13 protein-coding genes are annotated in these 16,198 nt (G+C 64.4%); 5 read left to right on the top strand and 8 right to left on the bottom strand.

Going from position 1 to position 16,198, the window contains the following annotated elements; genetic code table 11:
- Window positions 1-193 precede the first annotated feature (193 nt).
- Window positions 194-1,027 carry a hypothetical protein gene (locus tag ACE103_RS33110; RefSeq protein WP_375776452.1) on the top strand — a complete coding sequence of 278 codons (834 nt, stop codon included), beginning with the start codon at window positions 194-196 and terminating at the stop codon, window positions 1,025-1,027.
- A gap of 10 nt (window positions 1,028-1,037) precedes the next feature.
- Here ACE103_RS33110 and sseA read toward each other — a convergent pair whose 3' ends face one another.
- The 3 genes from sseA to ACE103_RS33125 form a co-directional block, all read right to left on the bottom strand.
- Window positions 1,038-1,895: a 3-mercaptopyruvate sulfurtransferase gene (sseA, locus tag ACE103_RS33115; RefSeq protein WP_375776453.1), complete on the bottom strand. Its 858-nt coding sequence runs from the start codon at window positions 1,893-1,895 to the stop codon at window positions 1,038-1,040.
- 99 nt (window positions 1,896-1,994) lie between these two features.
- Window positions 1,995-2,408 (bottom strand): rhodanese-like domain-containing protein, encoded by a 414-nt coding sequence (locus ACE103_RS33120; protein ID WP_016847778.1) that lies wholly within the window; start codon window positions 2,406-2,408, stop codon window positions 1,995-1,997.
- A 121-nt stretch (window positions 2,409-2,529) separates the two neighbouring features.
- Entirely contained in the window at window positions 2,530-3,705 is a 1,176-nt protein-coding gene (locus tag ACE103_RS33125) for a VWA domain-containing protein (RefSeq protein ID WP_375776454.1), read from the bottom strand.
- Between the two features lie 167 nt (window positions 3,706-3,872).
- Between ACE103_RS33125 and ACE103_RS33130 the strand changes: the two genes are divergently transcribed.
- The 4 genes from ACE103_RS33130 (at window position 3,873) to ACE103_RS33145 (ending at window position 8,661) form a co-directional block, all read left to right on the top strand.
- The gene (locus tag ACE103_RS33130; protein WP_375776455.1) at window positions 3,873-5,786 is read left to right on the top strand and encodes a diguanylate cyclase; all 1,914 of its coding nucleotides are present in this window, start codon (window positions 3,873-3,875) and stop codon (window positions 5,784-5,786) included.
- A 114-nt stretch (window positions 5,787-5,900) separates the two neighbouring features.
- A complete protein-coding gene (locus ACE103_RS33135) occupies window positions 5,901-6,146 on the top strand; it encodes a GlsB/YeaQ/YmgE family stress response membrane protein (RefSeq protein ID WP_223969348.1) in 246 nt (81 codons plus the stop codon).
- A 105-nt stretch (window positions 6,147-6,251) separates the two neighbouring features.
- A complete protein-coding gene (locus ACE103_RS33140) occupies window positions 6,252-7,094 on the top strand; it encodes a MoxR family ATPase (RefSeq protein ID WP_223969350.1) in 843 nt (280 codons plus the stop codon).
- A gap of 64 nt (window positions 7,095-7,158) precedes the next feature.
- On the top strand, window positions 7,159-8,661 hold the full coding sequence (locus tag ACE103_RS33145; protein ID WP_375776456.1) for a flavin-containing monooxygenase: 1,503 nt from the start codon (window positions 7,159-7,161) through the stop codon (window positions 8,659-8,661).
- Window positions 8,662-8,917: 256 nt separating this feature from the next.
- Here ACE103_RS33145 and ACE103_RS33150 read toward each other — a convergent pair whose 3' ends face one another.
- The 5 genes from ACE103_RS33150 to ACE103_RS33170 form a co-directional block, all read right to left on the bottom strand.
- Complete coding sequence (locus ACE103_RS33150; protein WP_375776457.1) at window positions 8,918-10,561, bottom strand: GMC family oxidoreductase; 1,644 nt, start codon at window positions 10,559-10,561, stop codon at window positions 8,918-8,920.
- A 28-nt stretch (window positions 10,562-10,589) separates the two neighbouring features.
- Window positions 10,590-11,183 carry a GNAT family N-acetyltransferase gene (locus ACE103_RS33155; RefSeq protein ID WP_223969356.1) on the bottom strand — a complete coding sequence of 198 codons (594 nt, stop codon included), beginning with the start codon at window positions 11,181-11,183 and terminating at the stop codon, window positions 10,590-10,592.
- A 132-nt stretch (window positions 11,184-11,315) separates the two neighbouring features.
- The gene (locus tag ACE103_RS33160) at window positions 11,316-12,242 is read right to left on the bottom strand and encodes an SMP-30/gluconolactonase/LRE family protein (protein ID WP_223969358.1); all 927 of its coding nucleotides are present in this window, start codon (window positions 12,240-12,242) and stop codon (window positions 11,316-11,318) included.
- 702 nt (window positions 12,243-12,944) lie between these two features.
- The gene (locus ACE103_RS33165; RefSeq protein WP_375776458.1) at window positions 12,945-13,832 is read right to left on the bottom strand and encodes a 4-(cytidine 5'-diphospho)-2-C-methyl-D-erythritol kinase; all 888 of its coding nucleotides are present in this window, start codon (window positions 13,830-13,832) and stop codon (window positions 12,945-12,947) included.
- A 298-nt stretch (window positions 13,833-14,130) separates the two neighbouring features.
- Window positions 14,131-15,918 (bottom strand): tetratricopeptide repeat protein, encoded by a 1,788-nt coding sequence (locus tag ACE103_RS33170; RefSeq protein WP_375776459.1) that lies wholly within the window; start codon window positions 15,916-15,918, stop codon window positions 14,131-14,133.
- Between the last annotated feature and the right edge of the window lie 280 nt (window positions 15,919-16,198).

Consider the following 16,198-nt stretch of genomic DNA (forward strand, 5'->3'; position numbering starts at 1 on the left):
ATGTCTCATGGGTCGGGAATGATTGTCCACCTGCCCAAAGTCATCAATCACCCGCATTTTGTAACAAACAGTCTCCGGGGGTTGCGATATCTTCGAATCCGCCTGATTCGCGTTCGCGACGCCGGCTCTCTTGTGTGGTCACCGCGTTCCCTCGACATCAAAGACCCTCCCGCAGAAGGGGGAACCCGCGCCCATGCTCCCCGGCCTTCGTTTTCTGTTCGCCGCGATCGTGCTGGCGACGTCGCTTCTGGTGTTCGGGTTAGGGGCAGCCGCGCTGTTTCGCGCGGCGCATGAGGAATTCGCCAGCATTCCGGCCCGCCGGGCTCCGCCCGAGCCGCAATTTGCGCAGCAGCCCGAAACGCCGCCGGTGCTCGCTATGGTGCGGGTCGAGCCATCAGCCGCAGACAAGGCGGCGGCCGACGGCCCGGTCCCCTCGACACCCTCGGAGCCAGTCGCCGCCTCCGAGCCGGCTGCTCCTGCCGAAGCCTCTCCTCCAGCCGAGCCTGCGAAGCTCGCCGCGGTGACGGCGGATGACGCACCGCCTGCTCCGCCGAAGCTGGAAGCCCAGACCGTCGAAACTCCCGCACCAGCGCAGTCGGACGAAGTTGCTCCGCAACCTCCGGCCGCGGATCCGTCGCCTGCATCGCAGCCCGCGCCGGTTTCCACGGAAGCGGCACCGGCGCCAGCCGAGGCCAAGGTCGCCGCCGTGGCCGACTCGCCTGCCACACCCAGCGAACCCGCGCTCGCGACCCCGGCACCAGCGATGGCTGCGCCAGACCCAGCACCGCCGTCACCCGAGGCCATCGCAGCCGCGACGAGGATCGCAACGCTGGGCGGACCCGAAGTTGTCGTCGAAGCGCCGGCCGCGCCGAAGGCCACTGAAGCGAAGAAGCCGGAGCGCAACGCGACCAGCAAGCCCGCCCATCGCAAGGAGCGTCGGCGGATCGTCAGCGCGCCACCGGTGCGGCAGGCCGTTCAGCTCGATCCGTTCGGCAACCCCACCTCGGTGCCGCTCACCCGACGCTAGAAGCTATTTCTCAAGCCGGACCCGTCGCGATCGGCGGGCCGCTCGCCTGTCCCCATTCCGACCACGAGCCGTCATAGAGCGCGCTCTCGGTGACACCGAGCCGGTAGAGCGCGAGCGTCAGCACGCCGGCCGAGACGCCGGAGCCGCAGCTCGTGACGATCGGCGCGTCCAGCTTGACGCCGGCGCCGCTGAACGACTTGCGCAGATCGTCGAGCGGCTTCATCTCGCCGGTCGCTGCATCGAACAGTTGGTTGTAGGGCACGTTGCGGGCGCCCGGAATGTGGCCCGCACGAATGCCCGGCCGCGGCTCCGGCGCGCGGCCCTCGAAGCGTTCGGCGGCACGCGCATCGATCACCTGCTCGGCATGGCTTTCGACATTGGCGATCATCTGCTCGATACTGCGCACGCGCTTCGGATCGTAGCTCGCCTTGAAGGTCGCGGGCTTCGCCTTCACCTCGCCGCTCTCGACTGCCCTGCCCTCGGCGCGCCACTTCTTCAGACCGCCGTTGAGAATGCGCACGTTGCGATGGCCGTAGGACAGGAACATCCACCAGGCGCGCGGCGCGGCAACCCAGCCGCCGGAATCATAGATCACGACGGTGTCGGCATTGCCGACGCCGAGCCCGCCGATGTCGCGGCCGAACTGCTCGGCGCTCGGAAACATGTGCGGCAGCGGATTGGAATGATCGGACACCGCGTCGACGTCGAAGAACACCGCACCGGGCAGATGCGCGGCGAGATAGTCGTCCTTCGGCAGCGGCAGCACGCCGGGCAGCTTGAAGGTCGCATCGAGCACCTTGACGTTGGCGTCGCCGAGATGCGCAGCCAGCCATTCGGTCGAAACGAGCGGATCGTCGGTGGTGGTCATCTTGCCTGTCTCTCCATCGTCATTGCCGGACTTGATCCGGCAATCCATCTTGTTTCGAAACGATGGACACGCGGGTCAAGCCCGCGTGTGACATCTTGCTCAGCCCTTCTTCTTCGGCTCCCACGCCTCGATCGGACCGCCGGCCTCGCGCCACGCAGCGAAGCCGCCGCCCATATGGGCGACCGGCTTCAGGCCCATGTCCTTCGCGGTCTTGGCGGCAAGTGCCGAGCGCAGGCCACCGGCGCAGTGGAAGATGAACTTCTTGTCTTCCTGGAAGATCGGCTTGGCATAGGGACTGTTCGGATCGATCCAGAACTCCAGCATGCCGCGGGTGCAGGAGAACGCGCCGGGGATCTTGCCGTCGCGCTCGATCTCGCGCGGGTCGCGGATGTCGACGATCACGACATCGTTCTTGCCGATCAGCGTGATCGCATCGGCCGCGCTGATGGTCTCGATCTCGGCATTGGCCTCGTCGATCATCACCTTGATGCCGCGGTGGATGTTCTGGGGCATGGGGCTCTCCCTTTGTCTTTATCTTTTGCCACCGTCATTCCGGACAGACGCGAAGCGGCTGATCCGGAATCTCGAGATTCCGGGTTCGATGCTTCGCATCGCCCCGGAATGACGGAATTGACTACCGCACCAGCTCCCGCATCGCGTGCTCCAGACCCTCAATCGTGATCGGATACATGCGCTCGGAGAACAGGCGGCGGATGATGGTGGTCGATTCCGAATAGTCCCAGTGCTTCTGCGCCACCGGATTGAGCCACACCGCATGCGGATAGGTGCGGGTGATGCGGTCGAGCCAGACCGAGCCGGCCTCTTCGTTGACATGCTCGACCGAGCCGCCGGGCACCATAATCTCGTAAGGCGACATCGAGGCATCGCCGACGAACACCACCTTGTAGTCGTGCGGATACTTGTGCAGCACGTCCCAGGTCGGCGTACGATCGGTGAAGCGCCGCTTGTTCTGCTTCCAGACGCCTTCATAGAGGCAGTTGTGGAAGTAGAAATATTCCATGTGCTTGAATTCGCTCTTGGCGGCCGAGAACAGCTCCTCGACCTGCTCGATATGCGAATCCATCGAGCCGCCGATATCGAAGAACACCAGCACCTTGACCGCGTTGCGCCGCTCGGGCCGCATGTGCACGTCGAGATAGCCGTGGTTGGCGGTCTCCTTGATCGTGGTGTCGAGGTCGAGCTCGTCGGGCGCGCCGGTGCGCGCGAACTTGCGCAGCCGCCGCAGCGCGACCTTGATGTTGCGGATGCCGAGCTCGACATTGCCGTCGAGATCCTTGAACTCGCGCTTGTCCCACACCTTCACGGCGCGGTTGTTGCGGTTCTTCTCCTGGCCGATCCGCACGCCCTCGGGATTATAGCCGTGGGCGCCGAACGGCGAGGTGCCGGCGGTGCCGATCCACTTGCTGCCGCCCTGGTGACGGCCCTTCTGTTCCTCGAGCCGCTTCTTCAAGGTCTCCATGAGCTTGTCCCAGCCCAGGGCCTCGATCTGCTTCTTCTCTTCCTCGGTGAGATACTTCTCCGCGAGCTTCTTCAGCCACTCCTCGGGGATCTCTGCCTTGCCCATGGCGTCGAGCAGGCTCTCGAGCCCCTTGAACACGGTGCCGAACACCCGGTCGAACTTGTCGAGATTGCGCTCGTCCTTCACCAGGGCGGCGCGCGACAAATAATAGAAGTTCTCGACGGTCTGTTCGGCGAGATCGGCGTCAAGCGCTTCCATCAAGGTCAGATATTCCCGTAGCGTCACGGGGACCTGGGCGTCGCGCAGCGATGTGAAGAACTGCAGGAACATGTTTACTTAAATCGCCCGCCCTGCCGGTGCCGTCAAGGGCCCCTGCCCCGGTTGCGGCTGCGGATCAGCCATTCACTTTCACTTAACCACCCCGGCCGGCTTCGGCTCCCGGGGACGAAACGTGACGTTAAGATGGGGCGTTGATCACTGGAGGTAGCGCGCCGCCCGTGGACCCGATCGACTTGCCCAACAGCCCTGCCAAGCTGCCGAAACTGTTCTCGCCGACGGCGATCGTCGCCGCCGTGGTGACGGCGATGAGCATATTCGTGCTGGGTCTGTTGATCTGGAAGGCGGTCGAGGCGCGCACCATGGCGCTCGCCCAGGGCGAGCGTGACATCCGCAACCTCACCCATTCGTTGGCGGAACACGCCTCGCATTCGGTCCAGGCGATCGATGTCTCCATGAACGCCATGGTCGACCTGCTGAAATACCAGAAGCCGCGTGTCGACCGCTTCAACGCGGCGTTGCGCAAGACCGCGGACGCGCTGCCGCAGATCCGGGAAATCGGCGTGATCGATCCCGATGGCAACCGGATCTACTCGTCGGCCGCGGAGTTGCCGGCCCACAACAATGCCGATCGCAGCTATTTCATCGGCCATCGCGACTCGCCGGATGCGACGCTGCATATCAGCGAGCCGTTGCAGTCGCGGCTGACCGGGCATCCGACCATCGTGCTGTCGCGGCGCGTCACCAGGGAAGACGGCAGCTTCGGCGGCGTGCTGTTCGCGACCATCGAAAGCAGCTACTTCGACAATTTCTACCAGGCCTTCGAATTCGGTCCGCACGCCGGAATTACCCTGCTCCGTCTCGACGGCATCGTTCTGGCGCATTGGCCGGCGGGCAAGTGGAGCAAGGAGGTGTCCGCGGCTTTCAGGGCACAGATCGAGCAGGACCGCACCGGCTACACCAAGACCACATCGCCGTTCGACGGACGCGTCAAATATCTCGGCTTCGAACGCGCGTCGCAATATCCGATCGTGATCACCGTCGCGTTGCCGGAAGCCCAGGTGCTCGCCGCCTGGCATGAGGATCTGCGCAACGACCTGTTTGTCGCCGTGATCCTGATGGGGAGCGTCATCCTGTTCGCCATCCTGCTCGGCAAGGAGTTCGCCAAGCGGACCAGGGTCGCGCGGATGCTCAGGGAACGCGAGGCGCGCTACCGGCTGCTTGCCGACAACATCGCCGACGTCGTGATCCTCCTGGACCGCGACGGCCGCTTCCTGTTCGTGTCGCAGTCGGTCGAGACCATCCTCGGCCGCAAGCCGGACGATCTGATCGGCAAATCCTGCTTCGAGTTCGTGCATCCCGATCACCTCGCCGACGTCGCCAGGGCGACATCGGAATTGACCAACTGGACGACCACCAAGACCGTGGACTTCAAGACCTTCCGCGCCGACGGGACCGAGATCTGGGTCGAGATCAACTTCAAGCTCGCCGGGCTTGCGGAAGACCATCAGGCTATCGAGGTCGTCGGCGTACTGCGCGACGTGACCGAACGCCGCAAGATGGAGGATGAACTCAACGCGCTGAACATGCGCCTGTCGGAGCTTGCGACCACCGACGGCCTGACCGCGCTTGCCAACCGCCGCAGCTTCGACAGCGCGCTGCCGCGCGAGTTCCGCGACCGCGATCAGATCTCCCTCATCATGCTCGATATCGATCACTTCAAGGGTTTCAACGACACGCTGGGCCATCAGGCCGGTGACGAATGCCTGAAGCGCGTGGCCCGCGTGATCGCGGACGCCACCATCAACACCACGGCGCTCGCCGCGCGATACGGCGGTGAGGAGTTCGCGATCATCCTGCCCGGGATCGGCGAGCAGGACGCGCTGAAGGTCGCCGAAGCAATGCGCCTCACGGTGCGATCGCTGGCGATCGCCAATCCGCCGGCGCGGCGCGGCGTGGTCTCGATCAGCCTCGGGATCGCCAGCCGGTCGGCTGCGACCGCCAACGAGAGCGAATTGCTCGGCCAGGCCGACCTTGCGCTCTACGAGGCGAAACGCTCGGGACGCGACCGCACGGTGCTCGCCTCGTCGCTCGCGGGTGACAATCATTCCGCAGGACGGAAACAGTACGCCTGACATACTATGCGCCCTGTGCCGTTCAGGGTACCGCTGCGCTGCGGAATCCACCCTAGACCGCCCGGCTTTTTCAATTACAATTGCGTCTGACAAGACATTGGGCAGGACGTTTGAATGGGCATCATTGCAGCACTGGTGATCGGTGCGATTGCCGGCTGGCTCGCTGGGCTGATCGTGCGCGGCGCGGGCTTCGGACTGATCGGCAACATGGTCGTCGGCATCATCGGCGCGCTGGTGGCGAGCTGGCTGCTGCCGCGCCTTGGCGTCGGCCTCGGCGGCAGCGCGATCCGCGACATCGTCAACGCGACGATCGGCGCTTGCATCGTGCTGGTGATCGTATCGATGATCAGACGAGCGTGATCGAAAAATTTGCATCTCCAACGGCCGCTGCGAGAGCGGTCGTTTCATGTTGAGGCCCAAGGTGAGACCCATGCGGCCAACGAACGAAACAAGGCAAACAGATAGATGAAATTCACGGGTACCAAGGACTACGTCGCCACCGATGACCTCAAGGTCGCCGTCAATGCCGCCATCGTGCTCGAGCGCCCGCTGCTGGTGAAGGGTGAGCCCGGCACCGGCAAGACCGTGCTGGCCGAGGAAGTCGCCAAGGCGATCGACGCGCCGCTTTTGACCTGGCACATCAAGTCGACCACCAAGGCGCAGCAGGGCCTCTACGAATACGACGCGGTGTCGCGGCTGCGCGACAGCCAGCTCGGTGACGCCCGCGTGTCCGACATCAAGAACTACATCAAGCGCGGCAAGCTGTGGGAGGCCTTCACCCACGAGAAGCGCCCGGTGCTCCTGATCGACGAGATCGACAAGGCCGACATCGAATTCCCTAACGACCTGCTGCTCGAGCTCGACCGCATGGAGTTCCACGTCTACGAGACCGGCGAGACCATCAAGGCAAAGCTGCGCCCGATCGTGATGATCACGTCGAACAACGAGAAGGAACTGCCGGACGCCTTCCTGCGCCGCTGCTTCTTCCACTACATCAAGTTCCCCGACGTCGACACCATGAACAAGATCGTCGACGTGCACTTCCCCGGCATCAAGAAGCGGCTGGTGGAAGAGGCGCTGCGGATCTTCTTCGAGGTCCGCGAGGTGCCGGGCCTGAAGAAGAAGCCCTCGACCTCCGAGCTGCTCGACTGGCTCAAGCTGCTGCTGAACGAGGACATCACGCCCGAGATGCTCAGGGAGCGCGACCCGCGCAAGCTGATCCCGCCGCTGCACGGCGCGCTGCTCAAGAACGAGCAGGACGTGCATCTGTTCGAGCGGCTGGCGTTCCTCAGCCGCCGCGAAGTCTAGTTCACCGGGGCATTCGCTCCGGCGTTTTGCTGAGCCGCTCCAACCAAAAAGAAGACCAGGGAAGATGAACGTCCAGACCCAAATCCGCGCCGCCGAGCCCGTCACATCAGAGCATTTCGACGTCCTGATCGCAGGCGCCGGCATCTCCGGCGTCGGCGCCGCCTACCACCTGACCACGCAATGCCCGGGCACCAGCTTCGTGGTGCTGGAGACGCAGAAGACCTTCGGCGGCACCTGGTCCACCCACCGCTATCCCGGCATCCGCTCCGACAGCGACCTGCACACCTTCGGCTATCGCTTCAAGCCGTGGACCAGCGCCCCGATCGCCAGCGCGGCCGAGATCCTGAAATACATGGGCGAGGTGATCGACGAGAACGATCTCGCCCGCCACATCCGCTATCGCCACACTATCACCGCGGCAAACTGGTCGAACGAGACCAATCTCTGGACCGTCGATGCTGTCCGCGTCGACACCGGCGAACAGCTGCGCTTTACGACGAATTTCTTCTGGATGTGCCAGGGCTACTACCGCCACGACGCGGGCTATACGCCCGAATGGACCGACATGGCGAAGTTCAAGGGCACGGTCGTGCATCCGCAGACCTGGCCCCACGACCTCGACTACAAGGGCAAGCGCGTGGTCGTGATCGGCTCCGGCGCCACGGCTGCGACCCTGATCCCGGCGATGGCCAATGACGCCGGCCATGTCACCATGCTGCAGCGTTCGCCGACCTATTTCCGCACCGGCCGCAACGCGATCGAGATCGCCGAGGAGCTGCGCAGGCTGCAGGTCGACGAGCACTGGATCCACGAGATCACCCGCCGCAAGATCCTGTTCGAGCAGGACGCCTTCACCAGGCGGACCTTCGCCGAGCCGGAGGGCGCCAAGAAGGACCTGCTGGCGGCGGTCGAGGCCGTCCTCGGCAAGGACTACGACATCGCCACCCACTTCACGCCGCGCTACCGGCCGTGGCGGCAGCGCATCGCCTTCATTCCGGATGCCGACCTGTTCCACGCCATCAAGGACGGCAAGGCCTCCGTCGTCACCGACGAGATCGAGCGCTTCACCGAGAAGGGCATTCTGCTCAAGTCCGGCAAGGAGCTCGAGGCCGACATCATCATCACCGCGACCGGCTTCCACCTCTCCGCCAATGGCGGCATCGACTTCGCAATCGACGGCAAGCCGCTCGAGTTCAAGGACACCGTGACCTATCGCGGCATGATGTTCACCGGCGTGCCGAACCTCGTCTGGGTGTTCGGCTATTTCCGCGCCAGCTGGACCTTGCGCGTCGATCTGGTCGGCGACTTCGTCTGCCGCATGCTCAAGCACATGAAGGCCACCGGTGTGAACAAGGTGACGCCGGCGCTGCGCCCCGAAGACCACAACATGCCGCTGCTGCCGTGGATCGATCCGGAGAACTTCAACCCCGGCTACATGATGCGCGGCATGCACCTGCTGCCGAAGCGCGGCGACAAGCCGGAATGGCAGCACAACCAGGACTATTGGGCGGAGAAGGACGAATTCCCGGCGATCGACCTCAAGGAAAAGGCGTTCGTCTACGGCTGAGCTCCCGATAGCAGTCCCGTCATCCTGAGGAGCGCGTAGCGCGTCTCGAAGGATGCACGGCCCCCGTCGGCCGTTGTGCTTCGAGACGGCCGCTTCGCGGCCTCCTCAGCATGACGGTGTTAGACACAGCGCGCCGATCGAGAAGCATCGGCGCACCTCCGCCGTCATCGCGAGGAGCGAAGCGACGAAGCAGTCCATGCATCCGCAGATGCGGAGAGATGGATTGCTTCGCTCCGCTCGCAATGACGAAATCGCCTCACGCATACTCCGGCAGCTTCGCAGCCACCTCCGGCTGCTTGCCGCGGATCATGTCGGAGGCCTTGTCGGCGATCATCAAGGTCGAGGCGTTGAGATTGGCCGAGATCATCCGCGGCATGATCGAGGCGTCGATCACGCGCAGGCCCTCCATGCCATGGACCCGAAGCTGATCGTCGACGACGGCCCAGGGCGCGTCGGCCGGGCCCATCCGGCAGGTGCAGCCGGGGTGGAAGGTGGTGGTGCCGCGCTGGGTCGCGGCCGCGAGCAGCTCCGCGTCGCTCGTGACCTTCGGACCCGGAAAGTCCTCATAGGCGAAATACGGCTTGAGCGGCTCGGAGGCGAGCAGCCGGCGCGCCAGCTTCATGCCGGCGACGACGACGCGGCGGTCGATCTCCTCGGCAAGATAGTTGGTCTGGATGATCGGCGGCGCGAACGGATCGGCGGAGCGGATGCGGACATAGCCGCGGCTCTCCGGCCGCTGCTGCCATGAGGCCACCGTCATGCCGGGCTCGTCCTCGAGCTGGCCCTGCACCCCTTCCTTGTAGCTCGCCGGCGTGAAGGTGAGCTGTAAATCGGAGCTTTCGGTGGTCTCGCCGGAATGCCAGAAGCAGTAGACCATGGTCGGCGACAGCGACAACAGCCCGCGCCGCGTCGTCGCCCATTTGATCGCCTCGCCCCACAGGCTGAAGCCGCGGCGCATTTCGTTGATGGTCCTGATATTCTTGACCCGCGCCACCGAGCGCGGTGCGTAATGATCCTGCAGGCCTTCACCCACACCCGGCAGCGCGTGGCGCACCTCGATGCCGTGCGACTGCAACAGCTCGGGCGAACCGACGCCGGAGAGCTGCAACAGCTGCGGTGAGTTATAGGCGCCGCCGGAGAGGATGACCTCCTTGGTGGCGCGGATCTCCAAGGGATCACCGTGCTTGCCGCCGCGGTTGTAGCGCACGCCAACCGCGCGCTTGCCTTCGAAGATGATACCGGTGACATGCGCATGCGTGCGCACGTCGACATTCCGCCGCTTTCGCGCCGGATGCAGGAACGCGGTCGCGGCGCTGACCCGGCGGCCGTTCAGGATGGTGCGCTGGCAGTACGACACGCCCTCCTGGATCTGGCCGTTGTAGTCAGGGTTGCGCGGAATCCCGAGGCCGACCGCGCCCGCCATGAAGGCCTCGCAGAGCGGGTCCTGCCAGTCCATCGTGGTGACGGTGAGATTGCCGTCGCGGCCGCGATAGGTGTCGTCACCCTCACCGATCCTTCTCTCCATGCGCCGGAAGTACGGCAGCACGTCGGGATAGCCCCAGCCGCGATTGCCGAGCTGCGCCCAGGTGTCGAAATCCTGGCGCTGGCCGCGATTGTAGATGTGGCCGTTGATCGACGACGAGCCGCCGAGCGTCTTGCCGCGCGGCGCGTAGATGCTGCGCCCGCCGGTGTAGGGACCCACCTCCTGCTGGTAGGCCCAGTTCACGCTCTTCATGTGGAAGGTCTTGATGAAGCCGGCCGGCAGATGGATGTAGGGATGCCAGTCGCTCGGTCCCGCCTCGAGCACGCAAACCCGCGTGCCCGCGTCTTCACTCAACCGGTTGGTCAGCACGCTCCCGGCGGAGCCTGCGCCGATGATCACATAATCGAACGTTTCCATCGTCTCGTTTCTGGCGCTGACCAAAATGTCAGCGCGGCTTTTCGTTGAGTTGATAGTTGAGATGCGCCTTCACCGTCGGCCATTCGCTGGCGATGATGCTGTAAACCACGGTGTCGCGCAACGTACCGTTGGGCGCGATCTGATGGCTGCGCAGGATGCCGTCCTGCTTGGCACCCAGACGCTCGATGCCGCGCCGGCTCTGGTGATTGAAGAAGTGCGTACGGAACTCGACCGCGATGCAATCGAGCTTCTCGAAGGCATGTTGCAGCAGCAGCAGTTTGCACTGCGTGTTGACCGCGCTGCGCTGCACACGCTTGGCGTACCAGGTCGAGCCGATCTCGACGCGGCGGTTCGGCGTGTCGACATTCATGTAGGTCGTCATGCCGGAAATCTTGCCGTCGGCGTCGAACACCGTGAACGGCAGCATCGATCCGGCCGCCTGCAAGCCGAGCCTGCGGTCGATCTCCTTGGCCATGTTCTCCGGCTGCGGAACGGCCGTGTACCAGAGGTTCGACAGACCGCCGTCCTTCACCGCCTCGACGAGCCCGTCGCGATGATCATGCGAAAGTGGTTCGAGCCGCGCATGCGCGCCGCGAAGGGTGACCGGTTCAAGCCAGGGCATTGTGCATCCTTTGTACGTAGTCCGACGCCACCTTAACCGTCATTGCGAGCGAAGCGAAGCAATCCATCTATCCGCACATGTGGAGAGATGGATTGCTTCGTCGCTTCGCTGCTCGCAATGACGGCGAGTGCATCATTTATTCAGAAAATTCAGCGGCAATCCCGGCCGCGACCAGTCCATCGCGATCAGCTCGCCCTTGCCGGACAGCGTGATGTAGGCGGTCTTCAGGTCGGGGCCGCCGAAGGCGATGTTGGTGGTGACGCGGTCGCCGGTCGGCACCTGTTCGACCAATGTGCCGTCGGGTGCGATCACCGAGATGCAGCCGGAGATCAGCGTCGCGACGCAGACATTGCCTGATGCTTCGACGGCGAGCGAGTCGAACATCTGGTAACCGCCGAGGCCCGCGATCGGCTTGCCGCGTTCGCCGCGATAGATCACGTCGCGCGGCTTGATGGTGCCTGGCTCGGACACCTCATAGGCCCACAGCCGTGCGGTCGGCGTCTCCGCGATGTAGACGGTCTTCTCATCCGGCGACAGGCCGATGCCGTTGGCCGGCAGGATGCCGTGCACGGCCTCGACGATCTCGTTCATGCCGGGCTTCAGGTAATAGAACGCACCGACATCCATCTCGCGGGCGCGGCGCTTGCCGAGATCGGAGAACCACAGGCCTCCGTGCTTGTCGAACACCAGATCGTTCGGCCCACGCAGCTCATGCTCGCCGCACTTCGTCACCACGGTCTCGATCTTGCCGGATTGCAGATCGACGCGCTGGATCGAGCCGCCGAGATAATCCTCCGGCTGCGGACCCGGCATGATCATGTTCTTGGTCGGGATCCAGGAGAAGCCGCCATTGTTGCAGATGTACATCTTGCCGTCGGGACCGAGCGCCGCGCCGTTCGGGCCGCCCGGCACCTTGGCGACGATCTCCTTGCGCCCGTCGGGATACACCCGGGTCAGCCGCTGGCCGCGGATTTCGACCAGCACGACCGAACCGTCGGGCATGACGACGGGACCCTCGGGAAATTCCAGATCGGTGGCGAGTACGCGGATATTGGCCATGGCATCCTCCCGGCTCATTTGCTGCAGGCGGATTTTCGAACGGTCCCGCACGCGCAACGTTGTTGTTTCATCCTGTTATGGCAAACGGGGTTTGGCTTGCCAAGCAATCCGGGGCGCAACGCTGACCGGCGTTGAGGTGGGATGATGCCGCAGTAGCGGCGGCGTCGCTGCCGACATGATCAAGCCCGTCATCCCCGCGCAAAGGCTTTGCCTTTGTCGCTGGAGGAGCCGCGAAGCGGCGTCTCGAAGGATGCACGGCCCCGCTGGTGGCCGTCGACCCTTCGAGACGGCCGCTCCGCGGCCTCCTCAGGGTGACGGTGATGGGGCCCAGGTACACACTTCTCTCTGTTCGTCGTCCTGGCAAAAGCCGGGATCCATAAGCACCGCGCTTGGTGATGAATGGGATCGTTGCCCCAGCATCGCACAACAATTCTCATCTGGGGTAATGGGTCCTGGCTTTCGCCAGGACGACGATGATTGTGTGGCACGGCCTGCATCCACAATCGTCGTCCCTGCCTAGTGCGCAATTGCGCACGGGAGCAGGGACCCATAACCACAGGGTTGTGTTGTTGAAGAGGACTGCGGCCCCAGCGGGGCGCGCCTTTTGGCGCGAGCCCGGAATCCATCAGGCCGCACAAGATGTGGATCAATGGATTGCGGGCTCGTGCTTCGCACGCCCCGGAATGGCGGCGGAGAGAAACGCTAGCTTAGCGCACCCGCATGCACCCACCAGCCGGGGTGCGCGGCGCGGAGCTTTTCGCCGGCGGCCTGGGCGTCGGTGTCGGTTCCGAACACGGCAAAGCAGGTCGCGCCGGAGCCCGACATGCGCACCAGGCGAGCGCCGCTGGTCTCACGCAGCGCGAACAAGACGTCGCTGATGACGGGCTCGATGCGCGCGGCGGGGGCTTCGAGATCGTTGGTGCCGCGCGACAGCGCTGTGATCCAATCGTCGATCACGCGGCCGGCGTCCGGCCAGGACGGCCCCTGCATCACGACATCGGTGGCGCCGATCAAAAGCTCGCCATGGCGCAGGCCGAGCGCATTGAAGACATCCCTGGTCGCAACCGGCACGCGCGGATTGACCAGCACGCAGGGCAGTGTCGGCAGGTCGAGCGGCAGCAGGCCCTCGCCGACGCCGGTCATGTCGCAGGCGCGCGAGGCGACGCACGCCGGCACGTCGGCGCCGGTCTGCAACGCGACCTCCATGATCCTGCTGTCGTCGAGCGAGAGTTCGTTGAGCCGCGCCAAAAGCCGCAGCGCGGCCGCGGCATCTGCCGAGCCGCCGCCGATGCCGGCCGCAACGGGCAGCACCTTCTCCAGCGTGAAGTGGCCGACCTCAAGGTCCGCGACACGCTCGCCGAGCAGCCGCGCGGCCTTGAGCACCAGATTGTCCGACGTATCGCCGCAGGCATCGGCCAGCGGCCCCAGCATCGACAGCGACAGCTCGGGGCCCGGCTCGAGCGTGAGACGATCGGCGCAATCGGCAAACGCGACGACGCTCTCCAGGTCGTGAAACCCATCGACGCGCCGCCCGACAACCTTCAGCGTCAGGTTGACCTTGGCACGCCCTTCTTCAATCAGCGCCGGCACGGCGATAAACCCCTAAAAACAAACATGTGCTGCGATTAGCGTAAATCGCTTCACGATCCTATCCCTTTGTTTGCACGGAAATTCCGCCCTTGGCATGCGCTGGGCGCGGGCAAACCGTCACGGCCATGTCTGCTTCCGTCATTCCGGGGCGCCCGAAGGGCGAGCCCGGAATCTCGAAATTCCGGGTTCGATGCTCCGCATCGCCCCGGAATGACGGGAGCCAGAAAAGCGGATGCCCGGGACAAAGCCCGGGCATGACGTCTCAATCGGCAATGCAACGCTGGCGAATTGCGCCAGATCAACCGCCCTTGCCGTCGTCGTCCTTCTTCTTGTCGGCGGAGGCGGCGTTCGAGGTGTCGTCCGGCAGGCCGTTGTCGATCTTGGCCTGGATCTTCGGCAGCTCTTCCGGCTCGGGCTTCAGGTCGCGCGCATGCGCCCACTGGAACTTGGCTTCCAGCGTGCGGCCGACGCGCCAGTAGGCGTCGCCGAGATGGTCGTTGATGGTCGGATCTTCCGGCTTCAGATCGATCGCGCGCTCGAGGTTCTTCACCGCCTCGTCGTAATTGCCGATCCGATAATAGGCCCAGCCGAGGGAATCGACGATGTAGCCGTCATCAGGACGCTGATCGACGGCACGCTTGATCATCTTCATGCCTTCGTCGAGGTTGATGCCCTGGTCGATCCAGGAATAGCCGAGATAGTTCAGCACATGCGGCTGCTCGGGCTGCAGCTCGAGCGCCTTGCGCATGTCGGCCTCGGCCTTGTTCCACTGCTTGGAGCGCTCCTCGCAGATGCCGCGGTAGTAGTAGGTGACCCAGGCGTTCTTGTCGCCGCCGGCGGCCGGCAGTGCGTCGATTGCCTGCGAATAGGTGGTGGCGCAGTCGGCGAACTTCTTGCGGCCGCGCTCGATATTGCCGAGCGCGAGGATCGCCTCGATGTCCTTCGGCTGATCCGTGGTGACTTCCTTGAGGATCTTGATCGCCTCGTCGCTGCGGTCGGCGGCGTCGAGATTGGTCGCGAGCTGGATCTGCGCGTTGCGCTTCAGCGGCGAGGACGCCGGCATCCGCTCATAGACCTTGATCGCCATCTGCGGCTTCTTCACCGATTCATAGAGATCGGCGAGCGACAGCAGCGCCAGCGGATGGTTCGGCTGCAAATAGAGTGCGAGCTGCAGATAGACCAGCGCGAGGTCCTCGCCGCCGCGGCGGGTCAGCGTCGCACCGATGCCGTACAGCGCCTCGGCGGCGCCGGCCTGCGGTGAATCGATCAGCGGCGGCAGCTTCTTGCCGGCCTTGGTTTCCTTGATGCCTTCCAGCACCAGCGGATGACGCGGCAGCTTCTTGTCGAACGCCTCGTACATCGCGGTCGCAGCAGCGGCATCCTTGTTGCGCGAGGTCCAGCGCGCATATTCGTCGACCGTGCGCAGCATCGAATCGTCGAGCTTGAACACCTTCTCGAAGCGTGCCCCGGCATCCTTCTCCTTGCCGGACAGCTCGTAGATCATGCCGGCGTGCAGGTCCTTGAAGATCGGATACCATTCGGGGCCGGTCAGCTTGTCGATCGAGGCGACCGCGCCCTTGCTGTCGCCGGCGCCATAGGCCGCCCAGGCCGACAGCAGCGTCGCCACCAGATCGGTGATCGGGCCGCGCACCGACTGATTGATGTTGGACTGCGCGGCGGCGTATTTCTTCAGCTTGAGATCGCGCACGCCGACGACGAGGCGGGCCACGCGGTTGGCCTTGTCCTGGGTCAGGATGCGGTCGGCGAGCTTCACCGCCTCATCGATGTCGCCGTCGGCGAGCGAGGAGATGAAGGCGCGGTCGAGCAGTTCGGAATTCTTCGGATCGGTGCGCAGCGCCGAGCGGTAGAATGCCGCAGCCGAGGCCGCATCGCGCTCGACACTGGCGTGGCGGGCGGCCAGATAGCTGCCGGCGGTGGTCAGCGACTTCAGGTCGGTCTTGGACGGGAACTGCGCGGCATTGTCGGTCGGATGGTCGGGTGTCTGCGCCGCAAGCTGCGCAGGCACGGCAAGCGCCGCGGCAGCAAGAACGGCAATCGTCAGGCGGTTGAAACGGGTGGACAGCATCACGGTCGCCTTGCTCCAGGGGTTTAAGGCCACGAAGGATTTACGGCCAAGATCTTCGCGACAAGGTCTTGCGATCAGTCTCAAAATGCGAACCCAAGCGGCGGCATCACGGCGAGCGACAATGCCGCTTTTGGCGTTTATCCGCAAGGATCGCCCAAAGGTAACCCATGCCGAATCGATTGGCAGATTAGGCCGTTAGGCCCGCCGATCCAGCCAGCCCACCGCAAGACCCTCCCACTATGGCGGTATCGTGACCGGGCCCGGCATATTCGCGTGCGGA

Source organism: Bradyrhizobium sp. ma5 (assembly GCF_042258955.1).
In the GTDB taxonomy this organism is placed as follows: domain Bacteria; phylum Pseudomonadota; class Alphaproteobacteria; order Rhizobiales; family Xanthobacteraceae; genus Bradyrhizobium.